The 24006-nt window shown below is 59.8% G+C and carries 23 protein-coding genes and 1 pseudogene; 11 read left to right on the top strand and 13 right to left on the bottom strand.

What is annotated here, in order from left to right; translation table 11 throughout:
* Positions 1–59 precede the first annotated feature (59 nt).
* The 4 genes from NW805_RS03065 to proC all read left to right on the top strand — a co-directional run bounded on the left by NW805_RS03065 (position 60) and on the right by proC (position 3683).
* Positions 60–908: a prohibitin family protein gene (locus NW805_RS03065; RefSeq protein WP_011433345.1), complete on the top strand. Its 849-nt coding sequence runs from the start codon at positions 60–62 to the stop codon at positions 906–908.
* Between the two features lie 103 nt (positions 909–1011).
* Entirely contained in the window at positions 1012–1695 is a 684-nt protein-coding gene (locus NW805_RS03060) for a YggS family pyridoxal phosphate-dependent enzyme (RefSeq protein ID WP_011433346.1), read from the top strand.
* Positions 1696–2298: 603 nt separating this feature from the next.
* Positions 2299–2874 (top strand): cell division protein SepF, encoded by a 576-nt coding sequence (locus tag NW805_RS03055; RefSeq protein WP_414421705.1) that lies wholly within the window; start codon positions 2299–2301, stop codon positions 2872–2874.
* A gap of 5 nt (positions 2875–2879) precedes the next feature.
* Complete coding sequence (gene proC / locus NW805_RS03050; protein ID WP_414421601.1) at positions 2880–3683, top strand: pyrroline-5-carboxylate reductase; 804 nt, start codon at positions 2880–2882, stop codon at positions 3681–3683.
* On the opposite strand, the gene NW805_RS03045 is transcribed toward proC, so the two are convergent.
* Together NW805_RS03045 and ruvX (NW805_RS03040) are read right to left on the bottom strand one after the other, a co-directional pair.
* On the bottom strand, positions 3680–4897 hold the full coding sequence (locus tag NW805_RS03045; protein ID WP_011433349.1) for an NAD(P)/FAD-dependent oxidoreductase: 1218 nt from the start codon (positions 4895–4897) through the stop codon (positions 3680–3682). The genes proC and NW805_RS03045 overlap by 4 nt on opposite strands.
* Before the next feature lie 140 nt (positions 4898–5037).
* Positions 5038–5550 (bottom strand): Holliday junction resolvase RuvX, encoded by a 513-nt coding sequence (ruvX, locus tag NW805_RS03040; protein WP_011433350.1) that lies wholly within the window; start codon positions 5548–5550, stop codon positions 5038–5040.
* A gap of 94 nt (positions 5551–5644) precedes the next feature.
* Between ruvX (NW805_RS03040) and ahcY the strand changes: the two genes are divergently transcribed.
* Positions 5645–6925 carry an adenosylhomocysteinase gene (ahcY, locus tag NW805_RS03035; RefSeq protein WP_414351063.1) on the top strand — a complete coding sequence of 427 codons (1281 nt, stop codon included), beginning with the start codon at positions 5645–5647 and terminating at the stop codon, positions 6923–6925.
* 15 nt (positions 6926–6940) lie between these two features.
* On the opposite strand, the gene NW805_RS03030 is transcribed toward ahcY, so the two are convergent.
* From NW805_RS03030 to NW805_RS03020, 3 genes are all read right to left on the bottom strand, one after another.
* Positions 6941–7429 (bottom strand): hypothetical protein, encoded by a 489-nt coding sequence (locus tag NW805_RS03030; protein WP_414421600.1) that lies wholly within the window; start codon positions 7427–7429, stop codon positions 6941–6943.
* Between the two features lie 9 nt (positions 7430–7438).
* Positions 7439–8635 carry an ImmA/IrrE family metallo-endopeptidase gene (locus NW805_RS03025; RefSeq protein WP_414357747.1) on the bottom strand — a complete coding sequence of 399 codons (1197 nt, stop codon included), beginning with the start codon at positions 8633–8635 and terminating at the stop codon, positions 7439–7441.
* Between the two features lie 335 nt (positions 8636–8970).
* A complete protein-coding gene (locus NW805_RS03020; protein ID WP_414383362.1) occupies positions 8971–10203 on the bottom strand; it encodes an argininosuccinate synthase in 1233 nt (410 codons plus the stop codon).
* Between the two features lie 140 nt (positions 10204–10343).
* Between NW805_RS03020 and NW805_RS03015 the strand changes: the two genes are divergently transcribed.
* Complete coding sequence (locus NW805_RS03015) at positions 10344–10715, top strand: hypothetical protein (protein WP_414421599.1); 372 nt, start codon at positions 10344–10346, stop codon at positions 10713–10715.
* Entirely contained in the window at positions 10609–12273 is a 1665-nt protein-coding gene (locus NW805_RS03010) for an FAD-dependent oxidoreductase (RefSeq protein WP_414421598.1), read from the top strand. Before NW805_RS03015 ends, NW805_RS03010 begins: the two co-directional genes overlap by 107 nt.
* 73 nt (positions 12274–12346) lie before the next feature.
* Here the strand turns inward: NW805_RS03010 and secF are convergent, their stop codons facing one another.
* The 3 genes from secF to NW805_RS02995 form a co-directional block, all read right to left on the bottom strand.
* The gene (gene secF / locus NW805_RS03005) at positions 12347–13348 is read right to left on the bottom strand and encodes a protein translocase subunit SecF (protein ID WP_414421597.1); all 1002 of its coding nucleotides are present in this window, start codon (positions 13346–13348) and stop codon (positions 12347–12349) included.
* Entirely contained in the window at positions 13345–14691 is a 1347-nt protein-coding gene (gene secD, locus NW805_RS03000) for a protein translocase subunit SecD (protein WP_414331113.1), read from the bottom strand. Before secD ends, secF begins: the two co-directional genes overlap by 4 nt.
* A gap of 78 nt (positions 14692–14769) precedes the next feature.
* Entirely contained in the window at positions 14770–14928 is a 159-nt protein-coding gene (locus NW805_RS02995) for a hypothetical protein (RefSeq protein ID WP_414421596.1), read from the bottom strand.
* A gap of 139 nt (positions 14929–15067) precedes the next feature.
* Here NW805_RS02995 and NW805_RS02990 point away from each other — a divergent pair, with 139 nt between their 5' ends.
* A complete protein-coding gene (locus tag NW805_RS02990; protein WP_414421595.1) occupies positions 15068–15916 on the top strand; it encodes a hypothetical protein in 849 nt (282 codons plus the stop codon).
* 7 nt (positions 15917–15923) lie between these two features.
* Here the strand turns inward: NW805_RS02990 and chlP are convergent, their stop codons facing one another.
* The 5 genes from chlP to NW805_RS02965 all read right to left on the bottom strand — a co-directional run bounded on the left by chlP (position 15924) and on the right by NW805_RS02965 (position 21318).
* The gene (gene chlP / locus NW805_RS02985; protein WP_414331046.1) at positions 15924–17144 is read right to left on the bottom strand and encodes a geranylgeranyl reductase; all 1221 of its coding nucleotides are present in this window, start codon (positions 17142–17144) and stop codon (positions 15924–15926) included.
* A gap of 124 nt (positions 17145–17268) precedes the next feature.
* Positions 17269–18420, bottom strand: coding sequence for an extracellular solute-binding protein (locus NW805_RS02980; RefSeq protein WP_414421594.1), 1152 nt, complete (start codon positions 18418–18420; stop codon positions 17269–17271).
* On the bottom strand, positions 18392–18856 hold the full coding sequence (gene ruvX / locus NW805_RS02975; RefSeq protein ID WP_414409254.1) for a Holliday junction resolvase RuvX: 465 nt from the start codon (positions 18854–18856) through the stop codon (positions 18392–18394). The genes NW805_RS02980 and ruvX (NW805_RS02975) overlap by 29 nt, the downstream gene beginning before the upstream one ends.
* Positions 18853–20232, bottom strand: coding sequence for a DUF3084 domain-containing protein (locus tag NW805_RS02970; protein ID WP_414406884.1), 1380 nt, complete (start codon positions 20230–20232; stop codon positions 18853–18855). Before NW805_RS02970 ends, ruvX (NW805_RS02975) begins: the two co-directional genes overlap by 4 nt.
* Before the next feature lie 105 nt (positions 20233–20337).
* The gene (locus NW805_RS02965) at positions 20338–21318 is read right to left on the bottom strand and encodes an alpha-ketoacid dehydrogenase subunit beta (protein WP_414331610.1); all 981 of its coding nucleotides are present in this window, start codon (positions 21316–21318) and stop codon (positions 20338–20340) included.
* A gap of 183 nt (positions 21319–21501) precedes the next feature.
* On the opposite strand from NW805_RS02965, the gene pdxA reads away from it, so the two are divergent.
* The 3 genes and pseudogenes from pdxA to NW805_RS02950 form a co-directional block, all read left to right on the top strand.
* The gene (gene pdxA / locus NW805_RS02960) at positions 21502–22524 is read left to right on the top strand and encodes a 4-hydroxythreonine-4-phosphate dehydrogenase PdxA (RefSeq protein WP_414388628.1); all 1023 of its coding nucleotides are present in this window, start codon (positions 21502–21504) and stop codon (positions 22522–22524) included.
* Between the two features lie 90 nt (positions 22525–22614).
* Positions 22615–23730, top strand: coding sequence for an aldo/keto reductase (locus NW805_RS02955; protein WP_414421704.1), 1116 nt, complete (start codon positions 22615–22617; stop codon positions 23728–23730).
* 87 nt (positions 23731–23817) lie between these two features.
* A pseudogene (locus NW805_RS02950) lies at positions 23818–24006 on the top strand (hypothetical protein); the annotation flags it as partial.

Below are 24006 nucleotides of genomic sequence, written 5' to 3'. Positions count from 1 at the left end.
TTGGCCGGCCATCCCCGGGGCACCTGTTCGAGTTCTTTAGGTTTTTGGGTAACACACCTGTGAAATCGGCCCACCCCCGTCGTCCTGCTTTTGAACTTCCCGCTTTGTCCTGGATTCCCTTGGTGGGTGGGGCATTGCTGCTGATCCTCTTGGCCACCTTGCTGCAGTGCTTGGTGGTGGTGCCTGCCGGCACACGGGCCGTGGTGTTCAACTCCCTGACGGGGCTGAAGCCGCAGCCGCTGGGAGAAGGGCTGCACCTCCTGCTGCCGCTGGTGGAAACGCCTATCTTCTACGACGTGCGCACCCAAACCTACACCATGGCCTCCCAACGCTCCGAAAACCAGGGGGATGATGCGTTGAAAGTGCTCAGCGCCGACGGCCAGCAGATCTCCCTCGATGTCTCGGTGCGCTTTCGCTTGGATCCCGACCAAGTGGCCCACCTGCACCAGACCATTGGCCCTTCCTACGTGGACAAAGTGATTCGCCCAGAGGTGCGGACGGTGGTGCGCAATGAACTGGCTTTGCACCGCGCCATCGCCGTTTTCTCGGAAGAACGCGAGCAGATCCAGGAAAATGTGGAGCGGCAGCTCTCCAGCATTTTTGCTGAGAATGACCTGATCTTGCAAAACGTGCTGCTGCGCAATGTCCGCTTCTCCGACCAATTCCAAACGGCCATCGAGCAAAAGCAAATTGCCGAGCAAGAGAAAGAGCGGGAACGCTTCCTCGTGGAAAAAGCAGAGCTGGAAAAACAACGATTGGTGATCCTGGCAGAAGGAGAAGCCCAAGCCATTCGCCTCCAGGGGGAAGCCCTGAAGCAAAACCCAGAAGTGGTGCAGTTGGACTACGCGCGCAAACTGGCGCCCGGCACCCGCGTGATCATCTCCCGACCGGATCCCTGGCAGCGGTAGCGGACAGCCCGTTGGCTCTGGGTTCTGCAAAAATCTATCCCAGAGCATTGTTGCCAATTGGAACGAGAATGGGGATAGAGATCCCCGGCCTGCTGACCTGACGATGCCCCTTGACGAGCAGCTCATCCACAGCCGCATTCAGGCCATCCGAGCCCAGATCCCAGACCATGTGGAGATCATGGCAGTGAGCAAAGGCTACAGTGCCGACCACATCCGCGCCGCCTATCGGGCTGGGATCCGCCACTTTGGGGAGAGTCGAGTGCAAGAGGCCGCCGTCAAACAAGGGCAACTGCAGGATCTGACCGGCATTGTTTGGCACTTAATTGGGCATCTGCAGACCAACAAAGTAAAACCAGCCCTTAAGCAATTTGCCTGGATCGACAGCGTCGATAGCTTGCGCCTGGCCAAGCTGATCAACCAAAAAGCCTGGGAGCTGCACCTCACCCCCAAGCTTTGCCTGCAGGTTAAATTGGCTCCGGATCCCAATAAGTTCGGCTGGCTCATCCCCGATCTGTTGCAGAGCCTCCCCGAACTGAACCAACTGCTGCAGGTGCAAATTGTGGGCCTGATGACCATTTTGCCTTTGGGCTTGAGCTCAGAGGCGGCCCTAGACCTGTTTCGCAAGCTGGCCGAACTGGCCGATTACATCCAGCGCAGCGGCTATGAACATCTGCAGGTGCACACCCTCTCCATGGGCATGTCCGACGATTACCTCCTGGCGGTGGCAGCAGGCTCTAACTTGATCCGGCTGGGGCGCGCTTTGTTTGCCGACGCCGAGCAGGAATAGATGTGACCTCTGTGAAGCCGTTAAATTTTTGTGTAAATATTTTGTGTAAAGCCGTGCAACTCCCCAGTCGCCCTGCGGGGCACCTTTGGGGCGAGAGTTCGGCTTGGATAATCAAAAGTGGGGGGATCCCGCCCAGGATTTGCCTTATTGGGGAAATTTTGGGGAAATTTGTAATCATTTGCGTTACTTCCGTTAACGTGGGCTCAATCCAGACGGGGAGCAGAGTTCAATCCTGCCAAACAACGGCTTGGCAAGTGAGATGACATCTTCACTTCTTCGTGGGTAAACTCTAGTCGTCGAATCAATGGGGTTTTGTTAACCTACGTTAGCCCCCACCTGCTTCGGCAGCTTCCTGAGCAAACCCTGTCTCAGCCTATTGAAAGACTTTGACCGATGAAAGACTTTGACCGAGAATAAAAGGACGCCCCCTAGCTTGAGTGAGCCACTCAGGATCCAATCAAGAGCCTGAATCCTATGCTCGCCGTAAACCCATGACCTGTAGTGAGGATGTGCATACATATGAATGTCAATGGAATCTGGAGCAGGGTAAGAGATTTTGTGGGTCTGAATGATCCCGTGGACGGCCTGGAGGAGTACTCTGAAATGGAAGGGCAGGATGATTACCAACTGCTCTACGAGGGACGCCGTTCCCAACCGGCTGCTCCCCCCGAAGAGGAGGAAGTGAGTACCCTTCCGCGAGGGCGGCGGCAACGGGGAGTGGAAGCGGGGGAGGGCTCTGCCGGTCGAGAAGAGTCGCGGGGCCATCGGCGCAGTCAGCATCGGGATCGCTCAGCAGGGGGCAGTATGGGGAGCAACGTGATTGGATTACCGGGCGTAAACCCACCCACCAGTGAAGTGGTGGTGATGGAGCCGCGCAGCTTCGATGAGATGGCTCAGGTTATCCAGTACCTACGGGAGCGCAAGACGGTGATCATGAACTTGACCCTAATGGATCCCGCTGAGGCGCAGCGCTCTGTGGATTTCGTTGCCGGCGGCACCTACGCCATCGATGGCCACCAAGAGCGCATCGGAGAGAACATTTTTTTGTTCACCCCCAGCACGGTGATGGTTTCCACCCCCAGTAGCCAAGTGGTGCAGCCGCTGCAGCGCCCTTTGCAAAGCCCTACCCCCCTCTGGCCCAGCAGCTATGAGCATTTGCAGGCGGTGGGCCAGCACTAGTCGTTATGGAGCGGCCACTGCTAAGTGTTATCGGGGGTGGAGCCATGGGATCCGCCCTGCTGCGGCGTTGGGTGGCTGTGGGAGTTTATCCCGCAGCGCAGGTGGCCTTGCGGGAGCCTGATCTGGATAAGGCTGTGGCCCTGCAGCATGAGCTGGTTTTCCGATTGTTGGCGGTTCCATCCCAGGCGGGAGAGTCTGAGATTCTGTTTCTGGCCGTTAAACCGCAGCTCTTCCCGACAGTGGTGGCTGAGATGGGCCGGCTGTCCGCCACAGAGCTGGTGATCTCGATTATGGCCGGGATCCCCTTGCAGCAGTTGCAGCAGGCTTTTCCCAAACAAAAGGTGGTGCGCACGATGCCCAACACGCCGGCGCTGGTGGGGGCGGGCATAACGGCCATCAGCTACGGGCCAGGGGTGACGCCTATGCAGGTGGAGCAGGTGGAGAAGCTGTTTCGCGCGGTGGGCGAGGTGGTGACGGTGGCCGAAAGCCAGATGGATGCGGTGACGGCACTTTCGGGTTCCGGGCCGGGGTATCTGGCGGTGATTCTGGAAGGGCTGATCGACGGAGGGGTACAGGTGGGGCTGCCGCGTCCCATTGCTACCCAGTTGGCCCTGCAGACCTTGGCGGGTACTGCTGCCCTCTTGCAGCAAGAAAATCTGCACCCTGCCGTTCTCAAAGACCGGGTCACCAGTCCAGGGGGGACGACCATTGCCGGGATCCAAGCCTTGGAGCAGGCGGGGGTGCGGGGAGCCCTGATGCAGGCAGTGCGAGCGGCCTACGAGCGCTCTTGCCAGTTACAGGGATCCTAGCGGGCCAGCAGCCCTTGCCACAGGGGGCGGGTGATCCAATTCCATCCCACCTTGAGCTGGTGTTCCAGTGTGGGCAGGCGCACCAAATAGGCAGTTCGCCGGGCCAAATAGCCCAGGGGGCCGGTCAGTGTGAGGCCGCCAAGGGCAGAAAGCACCGCCGTATCCACCCCCAGGCTGAGCATTTCCCCCAGAGAAAAGTAGCGAAAGGGCAAGAGAGGCCGCTCCTGGGTGAGCAAAGCCCACAGGTTCCAGGCGCAATAACCGGCCTGTTGAAAAGCCGCTTGGGCTGTGGCCGGCACCGGCTTGCCCTCCGCATCCACCACCGCTGCTGCATCTCCCAAGGCAAAGATCTCTGGGAAGGTGGGGGTTTGTAGGGTGGACAAAACCTGTAGCCGTCCCCGCTCCGTTTTGGGCAGATCCAAATTGGCAATCACCGCTGCCGGTCTGGTTCCGACAGTCCACAGCACAGCATCCACAAGATCTGTGGCGATCTCCTGGGTCTCCAGCCGTTGCAGCTGCAGATGGAAGGGAGGGGCGCCGTTCTCGCCAAGGGCCTCGATGCCCAAGACCTTGGTTTGCAACTCCACCTGCACCCGCCGTTGGGCCAGCGCCTCTTGGGCCGCCTCCCGGCTGGAGAGAGCAAAGCCGGACAAGATTTGGGATCCCAACTCGATGAGGCGGATCCGTCCCCGCCAGCCCAGCCGATCCGCCAATTTGCAGGCCAATTCCACGCCACTAGCCCCTGCTCCTGCAATGGCCAGAGCCACAGGCTGAGCCGGATCCCGGTCTTCCAACGCCTTCAGGTGGGCGCGCAGCCGCTGAGCATCTGCCAGGGTGCGAAAGGGAAAAGCAAACTCCGCCGCTCCCGGAACGCTCTCCAGAGGGGTTTCTCCCCCCAGCGCCAGCACCAGCGCGTCGTACTCCAAGCTTTGCCCATCTTCCAGCTCCACGCGGCGGGCTTGAGGGTCAATGGCCTGGACAGATCCGCGGCGAAACTGCACCGATCCCGGGGGCAGCAGATCTTGAAAACGGGGGGCCACCTCCCAGTCTTCCATTTCTCCGGTGAGCAGCTCATAAAGCAGGGGGGCAAAGACGAACCGCTCCTGCCGATCGACCAAGGTGATCTGGGGTGGTTCTGGCCAGGGTTGCCGGCTCAGTTCCAAAGCTGTGTACAACCCGCCAAAGCCGCCCCCAAGAATGCAAATGCGATTCATGCTCGGATGGTTCACGTGACGTTATCAGACGTTATCAAAGTTGCGCGAAAGGCCCCGACTTAACAATCACACCCTGCTGATGCAGAAGGGGCAACGAGGGATGGCCCACCTTGGGCTTGAATTGATTTAAACTTTCCCGGCTAGACTTCTCCAGCGTAGTCTTTGTTGCCCCAGCTTTGCCAAGCCGGCACTTCTGACAGGGAAGCCCGTCGCTCGTCCAGCCAAGTTTGGAGAATTACCGCCGCCGACTGCTGATCGATTAAGCCCTTCTGGGCTTTGGCCGGGATCCCCGCCTCGCGCAGATCCCACTCCGCCTGCGCGGTGCTCAGGTATTCATTGACGGTAACAATGGGAAGATCCACGGCCACCTGCAAAGCGCGCACGAACCGCTGGACTTTGCGGGCCTGGGATCCCACCGACCCATCCGCCAGAAGGGGGATCCCCACCACCACCACGGTGGCCTGGCGGCGGCGGATCCACTCCTGCACTTGGGCAATATCCTCTGAGAGGGAACGGCGCTGGATCACCCCCAGGCCAGTAGCCAGCAGCCCCAGCCGGTCGGAGCCGGCCACGCCAATGCGGCGGTTGCCTACATCCAGCCCCAGCGCTGAAAGGGGATCCCTTGTGGCAGAATAGTTCAGGCTTATCGACATCCTTGCTGATCTTTATGGCTGCCTGGCCCCCTTTGGGGCTTGCAGTTTCCGTTCCCCTATCCTCTCTCGATGACCCTGTTTGGAGCAACACTCGATGACCAGCGCTACCCTGTCTCTCCCGAAGCATGAAGTGAAAGATCTGAACCTCGCCCCCCTGGGCAAGCAACGGATCCAGTGGGCGGCGCGGGAGATGCCGGTGCTGGCCCAGATCCGGGAGCGCTTTGCTCAAGAAAAGCCCTTTGCCGGGCTGCGCTTGGTGGCCTGCTGCCACATTACGACCGAAACGGCCAACCTGGCCCTGGCTCTACAAGCAGGGGGGGCGGATAGCGTTCTCATTGCCAGCAATCCCCTTTCCACCCAAGACGATGTGGCCGCCAGCCTGGTGGCGGACCATGGCATTTCGGTGTTTGCCCTCAAAGGAGAAGATGTGGCCACCTACCGCCGCCATGTCCAGATTGCCCTAGATCACCGCCCCAACCTGATTATCGACGATGGCGGAGATGTGACGGCGGAGCTGGTGCAGCACCGTCAGGAGCAACTGTCGGAGCTCATCGGCACCACGGAAGAGACCACCACTGGCCTGGTGCGCCTTAGGGCCATGCTCAAGGCGGGGGTGCTCAGCTTCCCGGTGATGACCGTCAACGACGCCGAGACCAAACACCTGTTCGACAACCGCTACGGCACCGGCCAATCCACCCTGGACGGGATCCTGCGCTGTACCAACATCCTTCTGGCCGGGAAGACGGTGGTGGTGGCTGGCTACGGCTGGTGCGCCAAGGGAGTGGCCATGCGGGCCCGCGGCATGGGATCCCAGGTGATTGTCACGGAAGTCAACCCGGTGCGGGCTCTGGAGGCGGTGATGGACGGCTTCCGGGTGATGCCGATGGAAGAAGCCGCTGCTCTGGGGGACATCTTCATCACCGTCACCGGCAACAAGCACGTGATTCGCGGCGAGCACTTCGACCGCATGAAGGATGGGGCGATGGTCTGCAACGCCGGCCACTTTGACATTGAAATCGACCTGGTGGCGCTGCAGGAGCGGTCGGTCTCCCGACAGACGGTGCGGCCTTTTGTCGAGGAATATCGTCTCCAATCGGGCAAGTCAGTGGTGGTGCTGGGGGAAGGCCGCCTGATTAACTTGGCTGCTGCCGAAGGGCACCCCGCCAGCGTCATGGACATGAGCTTTGCCAACCAGGCCCTGGCCTGCGAATACCTGGTGAAAAACCGGGGCCGCTTGGCCCCAGGGCTTCACCCCATTCCTCTCGAGGTGGACGAGGCCATCGCCCGCCTCAAGCTCAAGGCCATGGGGATCCAAATCGACAGCCTCACCCCCGAGCAGATCGAGTACGGCAACACCTGGACTGCCGGGACTTGAGGGTGGGTGCTGGCGCTACGAACCTGAGATACATCCTAAAACCTGTCGCACCTGGGCCAACTCGTCAGCAGGGAGGCGAGCTTTCAACTCCTTCTCCCAGCGATCCAGCCAGTTGCACAGTACCTCCGGCAGACAAACCTTTTGGTTATAGAGCTCACACACTACCCAAAGGCTGCCGTGGACGACAACGCCGCTCTCCGCGCAAGCTCTGCGCAACCGGCCATCGTTGGAGAGGAGCGTAGAGCTGCTGGTACGGCAGTAGTGAAGACACAATGCGTCAGCTATCGACAACCCACTTTTCTTCAGAACCATTGCCTCTGGAAGCCACGTTTCCTGCACCTGGACAACCTGCACGCCCAAAGCAAGAACCTGGGACTTGCAAGGGTCATCGACTTCTGCCAGTACCACGTCAAGCACCTCCAGACTTGCCAACCTCGCTAAGGATTCCAGCCCCCCAACCTTGGCGAAGTCAATGAGGATGTTGGCGTCAGAAAGCAAGGTCATTAGGGGCTGCTAAAGAGCACTTGCGCCGTTCGACCACCAAAACGAAGCTCGCTTGCGGATATACTCCATTGAAACCCCCAGCACTTCTGCAGCTCGGGAAGCGCTCACAACCTCAAGGGAGAGAGCCTGAAACACCAGCCGCTCAAGGCGGGATTTGGGCAGTTGGCTCTGGTCGTTCTGCCAAGCCGGGTTGTAAAACTCGCGCCGTAGCTCAAGCGGCTCTTTGTCTTTTCCGTATTTCTTGTTCAGTACACCGATCTGTTGGCCACATTGCTTGCGAGAAATGATACCAATTTGAGCGGCTCGCACCAGGACAGTTCGCATGCTGACGCCGTAGCGGAGCTTGAGGTCAAGCAGCATGGCCTCAGGAACCCAGCGGTGGCGGAATGCCTGAAGTTCTCGCTCAAGGACGTCACGCGGCAGCAGCACTGCCCCGGCCAAATGGTTGGCGAGTTTCTCCCTAGTGCTCCGCACCGCTGTCACGAACAGCTTGCCATCCACAGCCTTTTCTGGGTGCGCGAAGTCCTGGCGATGGCAGATGAGGTGAGCCAACTCGTGTAGAGCGGTGAAAAACTGCCGTTCAACAGGGTGATTGTCGTTGACGACGATAACTGCTCCAAGCGACTCGGTGTAAGCTGAGAGCCCACTGACACGGGCTGGCAGGGGGGTCAGGAGGATCTTCAAACCGCGCTCCTCAAGTCGGGCAATGACATCTCCCAGAGGAGCATGTTCTACCCCTAGAAAGTCTCGCACGTCCCCAGCGTAGCGCTCCACTGCATGCGGATCATAGGTCTCCACCGGCATTTGGGGCGGTGACACAGCAACCTCACCAATCTCCTCCTCGATCTCGGCATAGGCTAGGGCTCGCTTAAGCACCAGAGCTTTGAGCGCGGGGGTGAGAACTTTTGGGTCATCTGCTCTAAATAACAGAGTCGGTTCCGTCTGCGCTGGCGGGATGGATCCCTTGGACTTGGCCTGGCCATCACAGTCGGGCGGTGGGGGACAAGCGGCATTTTGTTCGAAGAAGACCTCAAGCGGCACCCCCAGCGCACGGGCAACAGCAGCCAACTGACCAATGGAGGGCATGCACTCCCCTTTCTCACAGGCCGCAATGGCCTGCAGGGGCAGCCCAACTTTGTTAGCCAGATCGGCCTGGCTTAAGCCCTTGTATTCGCGGAGTAACTGGATGTAACCAACGTTGATCATAGGCAGCACGATGTGCTCCACTGTAGTAACCCAAAGGCAGTCGGTGTTCATCGGCAGGCTTTCAGGGTGTTTATGGTCATTTCGACTCAAACTAGGCCGCTGTACCCACACCTAAAATGTTGACTGCACGGGGCCAGAAGGCTTTTCAAGGACTCCGTCCCGCTGGCGCGATCAATGGCCCAGGGGTCTCACCTTAACCTGAGAATCACTATGTTGATTTCGACTCCGACAGGCTAGCCAAAGGCCCACCAATCTGCTCAGGCAATCCGGAGAAGAGAGCCCATTGTTGCTCCATTGAGAACCTCAAAAGCCTCTAAACGACCACGCAGGAGTGCTTAATCACCACTGAGGCCAGGATGGGAGTCGTGGCCCCGGTGCACCTGGGCCCAGACACGGGTGGGCAGACCCCAGACGTAGATGAAGCCTTCTGCCGCTTTGTGGTCGAACTGGTCTCCTGCGCCGTAGGTGGCCAGCTCGGGGTTGTAGAGGGAATAAGGGGAGCGACGGCCCACACAGACCGCCTGGCCCTTGTGCAACCGCATCCGCACGACACCGGTGACGCTTTTCTGGGTGGCGCGGATAAAGGCGTCCAGAGCCTCCCGCAGCGGCGAGTACCAAAGGCCGTTGTAGATCAACTGGCTGTAGGTGGTCTCGATGCCGTACTTGTAATGAATGACATCGCGGGTGAGGGTGAGGCTTTCCAGCTCGCGGTGGGCTTGGATCAAGACCATTAGAGCAGGGCACTCGTAGATCTCCCGCGACTTGATCCCCACCAGGCGGTTTTCAATCATGTCGATGCGGCCCACCCCATGCAGGCCAGCTAAGGAGTTGAGCTGCTCGAAGAGGGCTTTGGGACTGAGGCGCTGCCCATCCACCCCGACAGGGATCCCTTGCTCGAACTCAATCTCCACGTAGGCGGGCTCGTCGGGTGTCTGGGAAATAGGCCGGGTGAGGGCATACACTTCCTCCGGCGGCTCCCGGTCGGCATCTTCTAGGATGCCGGCTTCAGCGCTGCGGCCCAAAATGTTGAGGTCGATGCTGTAGGGGCTGGACTTCTGCACGGGCATGGGGATCCCGTAGCGCTCCCCATAGGCAATGGTCTCCTCGCGGGTCATCCCCCACTCGCGGGCAGGGGCCAACACTTTGAGCTGGGGATTTAAAGCAGCAATAGCCAGATCAAAGCGCACCTGGTCGTTGCCTTTGCCGGTGCAGCCGTGGGCCACCGCATCGGCGCCCACCTCTTCCGCCACTTCCACCAGCAGCTTGGCAATCAGGGGTCGGGCCAGGGCCGTGGAAAGGGGGTAGCGCTGCTCGTAGAGGGCGTTGGCCTGGATGGCCGGGAAGGCATAGTCGGTAATGAGGGCCTGGACAGCCTCCCGCACCAGAGATTGCTCTGCCCCCGCCCTGAGGGCTTTGGCCTGAATGGCCTCCAGCTCCGCCCCCTGCCCCAAGTCGACTGCCAGGGCCACCACCGATTCCACCCCCCACTCGTGCTTGAGATAGGGAATGCAGACGGAAGTATCCACCCCGCCTGAATAGGCCAATACCACCTTCTTTGCCCGTCCCATGGGATCCCGCCGTTGCCGTTAAAAAGTTGCTAGCCCATTATGCCCTGTGGCAGGGATCCTGGCTGGCCTCAATGTCGGTTTCCTCAGCTATTCTCAAGGGGATTTCTCCTGCCGGGGAAAGGCCGGGGGTGTGAGTGAGCATGGCTGGCAAAAAGACGGCTGCGGCGTGCCGGGGATCTGAGCCCAAGCGAACTGTGGGGCTGGGGATCCTGTCGTTGCTGAGCTTTGTGGCCGGGATGGGGTTTGCCGCCCTCTCCCAGCCAGAGGTGGGATCCCCTGTTGCCGTCTCCGAGCCGGAGGTGCCCCGTTTTACCGCCCACGGTTGGCCCTTTGTTGGATCCCTTGCCGCAGCGGGACGAGAATTGGGAGTGAGAGCTGGAGGTGGTGGGGGGATCCCTGGGAGGGGTGGCAGCGGCAGGCCATGCCATGCGAGGGGGGGTGCAGACCTGTCTCATCGAGCTCACCCCTTGGCTGGGGGGTCAGATTACCTCCCAGGGGGTATCGGCCATTGATGAATCGCTGCCGATGCGGCAGCGGGGCAATTTTTCCCGCCACTGGCTGGAGTTCAAGGCCTTGATCGAAAGCCAGCCGGTGCATCTGCCGGCCTGGACAGGGATCCCGCCGGGAACCCGCGTATCCGAGATCAACAGCTGCTGGGTGGGAGGGCTGTGTTTTCCGCCCCAGGCCGGGCTGCAGGCGGTGGAAACCTGGCTGCAACAGGCAGCTCAAAATGCCCCCAACAGCCGCTGGGCTACCCAAACGGCTTTTAAGGGGGCCACCTTCAGCGCCGATGGATCCCGGATTGAAAGCATTTATGCTGTGCAGCGGCAACCCCGGGATCCCGATTTTGTCCCACCGGGACGGCTGTGGCGGGAGCTGGTGAGCTGGTACAGTTGGCAGGAAACGGAGGTGTTCGCCAAGCGAGTGCTGCGTCTACAAGCGCCGCCAGGCCGCCCATTCTTCGTGATCGATGCCACCGATACCGGAGAGCTGGTGGGCTGGGCCGGGATCCCCTATCGGCTGGGTTCGGAAGGGCGAGACGTGACCGGAGAGCCCAATGCCGCCCCCGCCAGCAACCCGGAGTGTACTCAAGCCTTTGCCTTTCCCTTCGTGCTGGCCATCCACGACGATGGCGGTCGCTCCCGCGCCGAGCTGGCCCAACTGCAGCTGGGCTATTCCCGCGCCGAACACCGCCGCGAGTTCGACATGGAAGGTTTCCCCACCTTCAGCGGCCAGAGCTTTTTCAATTACCGCCGCATCGTCAGCAAGGGTCGCCGGGATCCCTTCTACAGCACGCCTGTTCCAGGCGACCTGACGCTGGTGAACTGGAACCGCGGCAACGACTGGGGGATCATGAACCCGCCCCTGATCCTGACGGAAGAGCGGCTAGTGGCCTCAGGGCAGCGCCACAACTGGCTGGGGGGCCTGGATGTCTCGGCCATCAAAGATGGAGAAAACCACGCCCTGCTGTTTGCCGAGTGGCTGATGGAAACCCAATCCCGCTCTGGCTATCCCCTCTCCTTGGTGTTTGCCGAAGAGTCCTTGCTGGGCACTCGCTCTGGCCTTAGCCTCTACCCCTACATCCGCGAAGGTCGGCGCATCCTGGGGCGAGCTGCCTACGGCCAAGCAGAGTTCCTGATGTTGGAGCAGGATATTCGCGTCGGCACCGCCGGGGGGCGGGACTTCAGACCTACCGTGGTGGGGGTTACCCACTACGCCATCGATATCCACGGCTGTCGCTACCGCAACTGGGAGCCCTCTCTTTCGGCCAGCTCCGCGCCAGTCAACGAGTTTTCCGTCCGTCCCATTCTCATTCCCTTGGAAGCCCTGATCCCGCAGAAGGTGGATAACCTGCTCATCGGCGGCAAAGGGATCGCCGTCAGCCACATTGTCAACGCCGCCACCCGCGTGCATTACGGTGAATGGACCATCGGCTCGGCAGCAGGCCTGACCGTGGCTTGGCTGCGCAGTCAAGCTCCCGGCCTGATCCCAGCTCAGATCGTACCGCAAGGCAAAATAGCCGATTTACAGCGCTACCTGATCTCCCATGGGCAAAGACTGCAATGGTGAACCCAGAGGACACCGTCTCAGCGCGAACGACAGATCCCCACCCAATCGACCCAATTTTTCCGATATCGGGGCCCTAGCCCTCAGAGGGAAGTGAATCGGGATCCCTGCCTGCGCGGGCATCTTCGCTACTTTTGCCATAGCGCTGCTGCCGCCACCACACCAACAGGGGGCTGGCGATAAAAATGCTGGAATACACCCCCAAAGTAAAGCCAATGAGCAGGGCAATGGCAAACCCCTTCAAGGTAGCTCCCCCGAAAATGGCAATGGCAACTAGGGGCAGCATCGTCGTCAGGGTGGTATTCAAGGAGCGGGCGAAAGTTTGATTTAGAGACAGGTTCACCACCTCAGCGAAGCTGACTTTGCGGCTCACCAGGCGGAGGTTTTCGCGGATGCGGTCGTAAATGACCACGGTGTCGTTGACAGAAAAGCCGATGATGGTCAGCAGCGCCACCACAAACAGGCTATCCACCTCCATGCCCACCGTCAGGCCCAAAAGGGCAAACAGCCCTATCGTCAACACCACATCGTGCAGCAGCGCCACAATGGCAAACACCGCGTAATCCCACTGAAAGCGCAGGGCCAGATACACCACAATCAGGCCGAAAGAGATGAGCACGGCCACGATGCCGGAACGCAAGAGCAGACGACCCACCGTCGGGCCCACTGTCTCCACCAGGTTGCGCTGGAAGGGGGCAACCTCCTGCCGCAGGGTGGCTTCCACGGCCAAGCGCTCCGTCTCCGACAAAGGGGGCATGCGGATCAGGGCTTCCTGGCCCGTCTGGGTGTCCAGTTGAATGATGCTGCTCCCCAGGTTGTGTTCCTGCAGCGCCCGTCGCAGCTCCTCGGTGGTGACAGGCCGCTCAAAGCTCAGATCCAGCAAGGTGCCGCCGGAAAAATCCAACCCCAGCCGCAGGGGAGTTCCCAGAGAAGCCAGGGAAAAGGCCATGCTGACCAGCCCCACCAGCAGCACCGCCAAGGACAAGCTGAACCACAGCTTGCTCCGTCCAACAATGTCGAAGCGATAGTCGAGCAACCGAGAGGCGGGATCTACGGGGGATAGCTCTTGAGCCGTCATGATTGGGCCGCCTCCATCCGAACGCCGTAAAACTCAGGTTTGCGCAAGCTGGGGATCCCCATTGCCGCCAAGAGCAGGCTACGGGTGCAGGTGATGGCCGTAAAGAAGCTCACCAGAATGCCAATGCCCAGGGTTACCGCAAACCCTTTCACCAGTCCCATCCCCAGCCAGAAAAGCACGCCACAGACCAAAAGGGTAGTCACATTGCTGTCCAGGATGCTGCTGAAGGCGCGGTTAAACCCTTCCGAAATGGACTTGTAGATGGATTTGCCGGCCCGCAACTCTTCTTTGATGCGCTCGAAGATCAGCACATTGGCATCCACCGCCATGCCGATGCTGAGGATAAAGCCGGCGATCCCCGGCAGAGTCATGGTTACCCCCAGCAGTTGGAAGAGAGCAAAGGTACAGAGGGCGTAGATAAGCAGAGCAATGTCCGCAATCAGCCCTGGCAGGCGATAGTAGGCTACCATAAAGAGGAAAACCAGCACCAGGCCCCCGATCCCGGCATAGAGGCTGCGGCGCACGCTCACTTCCCCCAAAGTGGCCCCGACAGTGCGATTTTCAATCACCTGAATGGGAACCGGCAGCGCTCCTGCCCTGAGCTTGACCGCCAAGTCAGTGGCGGTTTCCACCGTAAAATTGCCCGTGATCACCGCCGTCCCGCCGGTAATGCCGGTGCGGGCAAACTCCGGCCCCACGATCGGGGCACTGATCAACACGTCGTCCAGAAAAATGCCCAATGGACGTTCTGTTCCGGCCAGATCTCGGGTGAGCTGAGTAAATTTTTCTGCCCCCTCCGGCTTGAACTCCAGCAGCACCTCCCAACTCTGGGATCCGCGGCGAGGGGCTTGGGGATAGGCATTGCGCAGCAGATCCCCGGTGAGGCCGACCCGCTCAAACAGAGTATCCGGATCCTCCCCCGCTGTTATCTCTCCCCGCTCGTTGCGGGGCAGCGCGCCGACGGGAACCAAGCCCTTGCGAAACTCCAGTTGGGCTGTATCTCCAAGGAGAGCAATGGCCCGATCCGGATCCGCCACCCCCGGCAACTGCACGAACAGGCGGTCTTGGCCGCTGATCTGCACCAGAGGCTCAGCCACCCCCAGCCCGTTGATCCGCTGCTGGATGACGGCCTCTACCCCCTGCATCACTTCGGGGGTGATTTCAGGCACCTCCTCGGTGGGCACAGCTTGTAGCGTGAGCTGGGTTCCTCCCTTGAGGTCAAGGCCAAGGCGAACCTCCCGGCTGAAGCCCAAGTAAACGAGGGCAACCACCACGGCCAAGATGAAGATCAGCCCTCGCAAAAAGGAGAGCCGACTGAGCCACGACGCTGAGGATCTAGCCATACTGCTGAGAAGGTGAGGAACACGGTCGCACTCGATCTGAGGCTCTTAGGATTTTGGCACTTTCTGAACTTTCTGATCCTATCGCAGACGGGATCCCTTGCTTGGCAAGGCGGAAAACGGCAAAGCCGGTGGCGCTGCCCCGACAAAATGGCCCTTGGGATCCACCGCAAAGGCAACCCCCAGCTCGATGAAGACGGGTACTGGGCTATCCCTTTGGGCAGAGCGGATGAAGTTCAAAGCCGTTATTGTTGGAAAGATTATTCAAAGACTCCCCCTGGTTTGCGCCGACCCTAGGTTAGGCTATTGCCATCCCGGGGGAGCAAGAAACACCGCTGCTCTGCCCCAAAGTCCGCGAGTTGAGTTAAGGAAGGTTGAGGTGAAGGGGAGACTGACCTGCCATTTCCCTGTGCTGCTACTGGCCCTGCCTCTGTGGGGATCCCCGACCTGGGCCGGAGAGTATTTCACCGAGGAAGTCACCAGCCCCAGCCTGGAGATCGTTCATGGCTGGCGGCAGGAGGTGTACGGCATTGGGGTTACCATCACCAACACCAGCCTCGGCTCCTTTCGCGTGCCCCTGGAAATTGATATGGAGGATCGGGCTAGCTGTGAGCGGGCCGACTTGGTGCTGACGAACAATCGCATCATGCCGATGGGATCCTTTCAAGACTGCATTCTCAACATCTTTCCCTACCTGGATAAGTTCATCAACCAAGAAGTCGCCAGCATTCGAGTCACCCTAAAAGGACCGGCTCCCCTTCTGGAAATTCCGGTAGAGGAGTCGGATCGACTGATTTTGGCCCAGGTGGCCAACCAATCGCGGGAAGCCTTTGTTTTCTTTCAGCAGGAGTTGGCCCGTGTTTTGGAGCTGCTGAGGCAGTCGGATCCCAAGCAAAGCGAGACGGCCCCACAGCCTGGCACCCCAGTTCCGACCGCCACTCCAGCCGAGTCTGCCGCTAGCCCAGGAGATTTTGTAATCGTGGGATCCATTCGGGAAGAACGAGTGGGGGCCGGTAGCCGCCTAAGCGTGGAAGCGATCAACCGCAGCACCCGCACGGTTCTCAACGCCCGTGCTCGTTTCACCTTCTATCGGGGAGAAGAAGTTGTCGATACGCGAGTGGCAGCATTTGAGCCCAGCGACGTGCCCCCCGGACAAAGGGCCTCCGCCAGTGTGCTGAAAACCGAGGCCAACTGGGATCGCGTTACGGTGACCTTCCAGTGGCAGTAGGGTTGTCTCAGGGGGCTAAAGCGTTGCCACGAATCAGGCTGCCCAAGGTTTTGACCGTGATCTTGAACTGCACCCAAGGGCTCATGGGCACCACCGTCTTGTAGAGGTAGCTGTCAAAGGTCATCCTCTGCACGTCCCGGTCGGCGCACATCTCCACAAAGGCTTCGCGGGTGGCATTGGAACGGTAGAACACCCGCTGCAGGATGTCCAAGACCTTGTAGGTCAGGCCGTATTGGCGATCCCAGCGCTTAAGATACAGCTTGAGATCCTCTTCGCTGGGGATGCGCGCCCCACCGTTGGAGGTCTCGACGATGGTCTCGGCGCACATGCGGCCTGACTTGGCGGCAAAATAGATCCCTTCGCCGCTGGATTTGGTGACGTATCCCGCCGCATCTCCCACCAAAGCAGCACGGCCCACCACACGGCGCGGACGGGGATGCTCTGGGATCGGATGGGCTTCCACCTTGATCACCTGGCCGCCGCGGATACGCTCGGCAGCACGGGCGCGGATCCCAGCTTGCAACTTTTGGATGTGGGCTTGGTTTGCCCTCATGGTGCCGGTGCCCACGGCTACATGGTTGGACTTGGGAAACACCCAGGCATAAAAGTCTGGAGAAACATCGTCCCCCACATACATTTCTGCCCGCTCTGCGTAGTAGGCCATTTTGTCGTCCGGGAGCCGGATGCGCTCCTGAAAGGCCAGCGCATAGTTGTAGTCGCCAGCGCCAATGGCTTCTGCCACCTTGGAGTGAAACCCATCCGCCCCGATCACCACATCCACCGCCAAAGAACGCGGCACCCCTTGCCTCGATCCGTCGGAAAAATCGTTGTAGTGCAGGATGTAGGGATCCCGGCCATTCTGGGGGATTTCCAGATGCATTACCTTGCCGTTGATCAGCTCCGCCCCTTTTTGGTGGGCACGATTGCGCAAGAAGGCATCCAAGATCTCGCGGCGGCACATGCCGATGTACTCGTTTTCTTTTTCGAGGGCGATATCCACCTCATAGTTAGAAGGGGAGATCATCTTCATCTTGCGCACTTTGCGGTCGATGATCCCCTCGGGGAGGTCGAACTCGGAGACCATACAGAGGGGAATGGCGCCCCCGCAGGGCTTGGCGTTGTCCAGCTTCCGCTCAAACAAAAAGGTCTCGATTCCAGCTTGGGCCAGAACTTCGGCAGCAGAGGCTCCGGCTGGGCCGCCCCCCACAACAGCAACTCTCAGACTCAAGGTGCTCTCCTCGATGCAAGTGCAACTGGCTCATCAGACAGCAGGCATCCTACCACAGCTCCTCAGAAGCATTGCGGACCTTGACGAAGTGTTGCAGAGTGGAGGGCTCGCGCTCGCTGTGTTTCTACAAAAGGCCCCGCCGCATTTGATCCCAGAGGTTGAGATAGGACTCGGCTTCGGCTGAGCTCAGGGGGCGCCAGATCTCCGAGCGTTGCCAAGTGGAGATTTGCAAGTCGGCTCTGCGTTGCAGGCGTGGGGCAAGTTGAGCCAAATCCAGCGGCAAAACCGAAGGGATCCCGCTCAGATTGACCAAGCGGGGGGCAAATTCAGGATTCAAGACAAAATCAAGCCAGTCAGCCAACAGGGATCCGGAATCTGTCTGGGTTGATTCTGTGTGGGCATTGTCTTCGTGGGCATGGTCTTCGACGTGGGGTCGCACCCAGACATCCCACCAGATGGCGGATCCGGAGGCCGGGATCACCACTGCCAGCTCAGGGTAGTTGGCTTGGGTGGCGTAGAGATCCTGCGACCAGCCCACGGCCACCCAGCTATCGGCCAAGCGCAAGATGGGCAGGTAGTCGGAAGAGGTGTAAGTTAAAACCTGGCGATGCAGGGATCCCAGCTCTTGCCGTAATTCCACATCCTCAGGGTCGAGGGGATCGTTGTAGGAGCGGCCCATTTTCTTTAGGGTTAGCCCAATCACCTCCCGCGGATGATCCGGCAGAGTCAGTTTGCCGGCCAGCTCAGGCCGCCACAGATCCGCCCAGTCCCGAATGGGCTCCCTCACCCGATCGCGGCGGTAGGCAATGGCCGTTACCCCCCAGCGCCAGGGCACACCCCAAGTCTGCCCTCCCCGGCGTGCCGCAGCTTGCCAACGGGGATCCAGATTCTGCCATCGTTCTCCCAGCAGGCTTTCCGGTAGCGGATCCAGCCAACCGGCAGCAATGGCCCGATCCAATCCGTCGGCCCCCAACAAACTCAAAGCCGCCACCGGCAGCCGCCGCCGGAACCATCCCCCCGGATCCCACCAGGCCGGATCAGCCGGCTGAACGCTTTGCTGCAGATAGGCCAACAACTGATCCCGACTATCCAACAGTTGCAGCCGAAAGCGGGCCTGAGTCCTGCGGCGAAACTCGTTGAGCAAACTGGCAGGGATCCCTTGCTTAAGCGCCACGATAAGAGGCAAGTGCGCATCCGGCCCCCCACATCCTGCTGCCACCAGCCCCAGCAGGATCCCCTGCAGCAGCTCACGCCGGCTCAGCCGTATCTCGCCCACGACAGTACCGCTCCACCAGAATGAGAGCCACCAGATCATCGTAAGCCTTGGCGGGCACCCGCATCCCCTTGGGCAACAGCCGCTCCCATCCCTGCGGTGGGTGAAAGTCCCAGTAGCGCTGACGGGCCTCTTGGGAGCTGTGCCGCTCATCCACCAGGACAATCTGCTGCGGGGGGAGGATCGATTCCAGTTGAGACTTCCAGGCTTGGGCCGTCGTCTGATTGCCCAGGATCACTTGCTCCGCCTGAAACTGTTGCCGGAGCGTTTGTAGTCTAGACAGCGCTGCCGCGGAAGGGACCACCTCCCGGTGTAAAACCTTCAGCTCCGTTTGCGTAAACACCTGCACCACAGCAATGCCGCATTTGTCGCGCCCTGGGTCGAAACCGATCAGCACTCGTTGGCCCTTCAGTCTTGCCGGGTGGAGTGGATCCGTCATCCCTCAGGACGCCCCGCCTGCTGAGCCCCAGAAGAGCCGGGTTGACCGGAAGCTTCTGCCATCAGAAAACTCACCCGCAATGGCCCCGCTGTGTAGATGTCGGTGTCGGCAACTAGCTTCACATCCAGAGGGGTGGTGCTCTGGCGGAGATGCTGCACAACCTCCAGAAACTTGACCTGGGAGAACTCCCCCACAGTGCCGGTGATGGGATCCGAGAGAAGCCCCTCCTCTTGCGAGCGCTGATTGGCCTGGTTCAGCAGCCCCAGCAGTTGCTGTTGGATCTGATTTTCGCTCAAACCCGGTTGAATCACCCCGTGGGCCAGCACGGATCCCTTGGCGAAAATCCGCTGGTTGGGGTAAATCTGCACGAGCACAGGCACAGGCTCCCCCTTGAGCCGGTTGGTAACAGAGAGAATGCGCACTGCCCAGCTACCGGGCTCTTGCAACTTCTCCAAGGCTTGATCGGCATCCTCGCGGCGGATCAAGATCGCGTTTTCCAGAGGGGGCATGGGCTGGGATCCAAGGGCAAGGGCCCGCTGTTCCGCCTGGGCCAAAAGGTGCTCAAACTGCCGCCGGATCGCCTCTGGTTTTGCCCCCCTTGGAGCCTCCACAACCCCCGTTGCCAAGACTTCCCCCGCCAAGATGGCCAGTTCCCCCCGCCGCAGCCGCACCGCCAATTGGTTGAGCTGCTCGATCTCCTGCTCAAGCTGGTTTTTCTGGTTCTCCAGTTGGGTTAAGGCCGCCTGCACCACATCCAGGGAGCGCTCCAGCTGATCCCGATCCAGTTGCAGGGCTTGTTTTTGCGACTCCAGGGTGGCGATCACCTGGCGGGCCGACTCCACCTCTGCCTTCACTGCCTCCAACTCGGCATGGGCTCGATCCAAACTGGGCTGCACCTTGGCCAGTTGCTCGTTGGCTGCCGCCAGCTTGGCCTCCGCCTCCTGCCGCTCCTGCAGCGCCACTGCCAGCTGATCGCGCACTTCGCTCAGGCGGGTTTGGGCTGCCGACTGCTGGGTGCGAAATTGATCCAGATCCACCTTGAGGTGGTCTCGCTCAACCCTGAGAGCGGCATTTTCCGCTTCCAAGAGGGCTTTTTGGCGGTTGAGGGCCCGCAGCTCTTGCTCCGCCTGGGCAATTTGGTTGGTGTAGCTGAACAGGGCCTCCGACAGAGAGCGGTTGAGGAGCAGCAGTGTGCCCAAAGTCAGGGCGGAGATGCTCACGCCGGTCACCACGGCCACCAGAATGGCGGTATGGCGGGGGCGCAGGTTAAACCAGGTAAGGCGCTTTTTGCCAATGCGGTAGCCCACCCGATCCCCAACAACGGCAATCAGGCCACTGACAACCAACATGTAGAGGATCAGCAGTACGCCTTGCATATTCCCGGATCCCTGCCATGGAAATCTTAGCAAGGTTGCCCTGAGGATTTTGCAAGTTGCTGGGAGATAGATTTCGGCGCTGTTTTGTAGGGATTTTTGGGGGTTCTAATCCGCGTAGAGGAGCCGCTCCACCGCCGCCACAATATCTGCAGGTTGCACGATGGTGGCCGCCTCCAGCGTGCCGTTGTAGGGGGTGGGAATGTCCTGCGAAGCCAAACGCATCACCGGCGCATCCAGCTCATCGAACAGTTCTTCCATGATGCGAGCTGTCAGTTCCGCCCCAATGCCACCCGATTTCATGTCTTCCTCAACAATGATCACCCGATGGGTTTTGCGCACCGAAGCGGCAATGGTTCCCATATCTAAAGGTTTCAGCGAGATTAAATCGATCACCTCAGGGTCGATCTCCTGCTGCACCAAAGTGTCCACGGCCTTGAGCACGTGGTAGCGCATGCGGGAGTAGGTGAGCAGGGTAACATCGGAGCCGGATCGGACGATTTCGGCTTTGTCCAGAGGCAAAAGGTATTCCTCTTCTGGCAGATCTTCTTTCAAGTTGTACAGGAGCACATGCTCGAAAAAGAGAACGGGGTTGTCGTCGCGGATGGCGGACTTGAGCAAGCCCTTGGCATTATAGGGAGTTGAACAGGCCACGATCTTAAGCCCGGGCACCGCTTGGAAGTAGGCCTCTAGCCGCTGCGAGTGTTCTGCTCCCAACTGACGACCCACCCCGCCCGGCCCGCGGATGACCATCGGGATCTTGAAATTGCCCCCGGAAGTGTAGCGCAGCATACCGGCATTGTTGGCAATTTGGTTGAAGGCCAGCAGCAGAAAGCCCATGTTCATCCCTTCCACCACCGGGCGCAAGCCGGTCATGGCTGCCCCGATGGCCAGGCCGGTGAAGCTGTTCTCGCAAATGGGGGTATCCAGCAGGCGCATCTCCCCGTACTTGCGATACAGGTCTTTGGTGACTTTGTAGGAGCCGCCGTAATGGCCGACATCTTCTCCCAAAACAAATACGTTGGGATCCCGGGCCATTTCTTCGTCGAGGGCAGCACGCAAGGCGTTGTAAAGGAATGTCTCGGCCATAGAGGTTCAATATCGCTAAACCCTCATTAAACCATTTTGCCGGCATGGATCCCCTTGCAGCTGACTTGATAGGCTGAGCTCAGAATTCTTGCTCAAAGGGATGGCGACCTTCCCCACAGCTTTCCTCAGCACTCTCTTTCCCCTGGAACATGGGGATCGTCCGTCTTCTCAAGAAAAGACACCATGAGCATTCCACGGCCCAAACTGGCGCTGACCTTGGGGGATCCCGCGGGAATTGGGCCGGAAATTGTGCTCAAGGCGCTGGCGGATCCTGAGGTGCAGTCTTGCGCCCACATCACGGTTGTAGGGGATCGGCAGGTTCTAGAAGCCACCTATCGCCTGCTGAGAGATCGGTCGCCGGCTCCATTGGCCCATCCGGCAGGGATCCCGATGCTGGAATGCGACACAGGCTTTCGGTTACAGCCTGGCTGTATTGGTCAAGGGGATGCTGACAGTGGTGGGGTCAGTTTTGTTTACCTGAAAACGGCAGTCGAACAGACGCTGCGGGGCGAGTTTCAGGGGATCGTGACAGCGCCCATCGCCAAGTATCTCTGGCATCGAGCCGGCCATCGGTTCCCTGGTCAAACAGAAGTTTTGGCCCAGCTGAGTCGGTCTGAGCACTACGGGATGATGTTTGTTGCCCGTTCCCCCCACAGCGGTTGGCAGATGCGGGTTTTGCTGGCCACCACCCATATTCCCCTCGGCCAAGTGCCCACCGTGCTGACTCCAGAGCGGGTGCGGACAAAGCTGAATGTGCTGGTGGGATCCCTGCGCCACACCTTTGGGATCCGGGATCCTGTGATTGCAGTAGCCGGCCTGAATCCCCATGCCGGCGAACAGGGGCAACTGGGATCTGAGGAAAAAGAATGGCTGACCGAGCTGCTGCGCACCTATGCCCACGCCCAAATCTGGGGGCCGCTTCCCCCTGACACCATGTGGCTGGCTCCCGCGCAAGCCTGGCATGGCCAGGGATCCCCAACTGTGGCAGATGCCTACTTGGCTCTCTATCATGATCAAGGTTTGATCCCGGTGAAGATGCTGGCTTTTGACCGGGCAGTCAACCTGACAATTGGGTTGCCTTTTGTTCGCACCTCTCCCGATCATGGCACCGCCTTCGACATTGCCGGCCAAGGGGTGGCCCGATGCGAGAGCCTCAAGCAGGCGATCCTGCTGGCGGCAGAACTGCTGGGCAAAAACCCCTCCTGAGGGAAACCATGCCTGTGCCCGGCCATCTGAAGCTGTCTCCCGCCTCTGGGGGGTGATTTGATGGGAGTTGCTGGCATCACCTCAGCCGCAATGCTCTACCGTCGCTTTGGGCGCACCCAACAGCTGGTCTCGGTTTTTTCTCTGGGCAGCATGCGCTTGGTCAATGTGCCCAGGGATCAAGCTCAGGCAACCGTTGAGGCAGCCCTAGCCGCAGGGATCAACCACATCGAAACGGCTCAGGCTTATGGCCATGCCGAGGTGCTCTTGGGCGAGATTTTGCAAACCCTGCCCTTTTCACGCCATCAGTTGATTCTGACCAGCAAACTCACTCCCACAGATGGGTTGCGAGAGCGGCTTCAGGGATCCCTGCGCCGTCTGCGGGTGGATTACTTGGATCAATTTGCCTTTCATGGCATCAACCTGCCGGAACACCTGGAGTGGGTGCTGCAGAAAGGGCTGCCGATTCTCCAGCAGCTCCAGCAGGAAGGCTGGGTGCGCCACATTGGGTTTTCCACCCATGGATCCCTGGAGTTAATTTTGCAGGCCATCCAGACAGGATGCTTTGACTTTGTCAATTTGCACTATCACTTTTTCCAACAGCGCAATGCACCGGCCCTAGAAGCGGCTGCCCAGCAAGATATGGGCGTGTTCATCATTTCTCCTGCCGATAAAGGGGGAATGCTCTATCGTCCGCCCCAACACCTGCAGGAGTGCTGTGCACCTTTCAGCCCCTTGGAGTTTGCCTATCGTTTTTTGCTGGCGGATCCCCGTGTTCACACCCTCAGCCTGGGCATCACTCATCCTGAGGAGCTACAGGTGGCCTTGTCGGCTTTACAGGATCCCGACCGTTGGTGGGTGGATGGCCCTCAGATTCAGGAGCGGTTGCGCCAAGCCGAGCAGGAACGCTTGGGATCCAGCCGCTGCACCCAGTGCTACGCCTGCCTGCCCTGCCCAGAAGGGATCCACATTCCCGAAGTGCTGCGTTTGCGCAACTTGGCCATTGCCCACGAAATGACGGAGTTTGCTCGGTACCGCTACAACATGTTCGGCCAAGCTGGGCATTGGTTTCCGGGGTCACTTGCCGACCGCTGTACCGAATGCGGTGACTGCTTACCCCGCTGCCCAGAACATCTGCCTATCCCGGAGTTGCTGGCCGAAGCCCACCAGTTGCTGCATCGGTCTCCGATCCGGCGGCTCTGGGAATAACCATTCCACTTATCCTATTTGGCTGAGCTTAACTTCACTTATAATCGGATGGAGTTTATCGATTGCATCACAAGGCGAGGCATCGGAGTGAATAGTCAGAGCCAAGACCGCTTAGACCGGGTGGAACAACTGCTGGCTTGGACGGCTGAACAGACTGCTGCCAACAGCCGAGAAATCCGGGAGCTCTGCCAATCCATCCAGGAGCTGCGTCAGTCCATCCAAGAAAGCCGCGCCCAGTCTGCCGAGGAGAACGCCGCCCGTCTGCGGGAAATCGAG

The organism is Synechococcus sp. W60.1 (assembly GCF_047461575.1).
Lineage (GTDB): Bacteria > Cyanobacteriota > Cyanobacteriia > Thermostichales > Thermostichaceae > Thermostichus.
Note: the sequence above shows the minus strand (reverse complement) of the source record. Positions and strands in the feature narration are given on the sequence as shown.

Coding starts and splice junctions, on each gene's coding strand:
- pdxA (WP_414388628.1), top strand. CDS start 21,502: ATGAGCATTCCACGGCCCAAACTGGCGCTGACCTTGGGGGATCCCGCG.
- NW805_RS03025 (WP_414357747.1), bottom strand. CDS start 8,635: ATGATCAACGTTGGTTACATCCAGTTACTCCGCGAATACAAGGGCTTA.
- NW805_RS02970 (WP_414406884.1), bottom strand. CDS start 20,232: ATGCAAGGCGTACTGCTGATCCTCTACATGTTGGTTGTCAGTGGCCTG.
- NW805_RS02955 (WP_414421704.1), top strand. CDS start 22,615: ATGCTCTACCGTCGCTTTGGGCGCACCCAACAGCTGGTCTCGGTTTTT.
- proC (WP_414421601.1), top strand. CDS start 2,880: ATGGAGCGGCCACTGCTAAGTGTTATCGGGGGTGGAGCCATGGGATCC.
- secD (WP_414331113.1), bottom strand. CDS start 14,691: ATGGCTAGATCCTCAGCGTCGTGGCTCAGTCGGCTCTCCTTTTTGCGA.
- ahcY (WP_414351063.1), top strand. CDS start 5,645: ATGACCAGCGCTACCCTGTCTCTCCCGAAGCATGAAGTGAAAGATCTG.
- ruvX (WP_414409254.1), bottom strand. CDS start 18,856: ATGACGGATCCACTCCACCCGGCAAGACTGAAGGGCCAACGAGTGCTG.
- NW805_RS03030 (WP_414421600.1), bottom strand. CDS start 7,429: ATGACCTTGCTTTCTGACGCCAACATCCTCATTGACTTCGCCAAGGTT.
- ruvX (WP_011433350.1), bottom strand. CDS start 5,550: ATGTCGATAAGCCTGAACTATTCTGCCACAAGGGATCCCCTTTCAGCG.
- NW805_RS03045 (WP_011433349.1), bottom strand. CDS start 4,897: ATGAATCGCATTTGCATTCTTGGGGGCGGCTTTGGCGGGTTGTACACA.
- NW805_RS03055 (WP_414421705.1), top strand. CDS start 2,299: ATGGAAGGGCAGGATGATTACCAACTGCTCTACGAGGGACGCCGTTCC.
- secF (WP_414421597.1), bottom strand. CDS start 13,348: ATGACGGCTCAAGAGCTATCCCCCGTAGATCCCGCCTCTCGGTTGCTC.
- NW805_RS03020 (WP_414383362.1), bottom strand. CDS start 10,203: ATGGGACGGGCAAAGAAGGTGGTATTGGCCTATTCAGGCGGGGTGGAT.
- NW805_RS02965 (WP_414331610.1), bottom strand. CDS start 21,318: ATGGCCGAGACATTCCTTTACAACGCCTTGCGTGCTGCCCTCGACGAA.
- NW805_RS03060 (WP_011433346.1), top strand. CDS start 1,012: ATGCCCCTTGACGAGCAGCTCATCCACAGCCGCATTCAGGCCATCCGA.
- NW805_RS03015 (WP_414421599.1), top strand. CDS start 10,344: ATGGCTGGCAAAAAGACGGCTGCGGCGTGCCGGGGATCTGAGCCCAAG.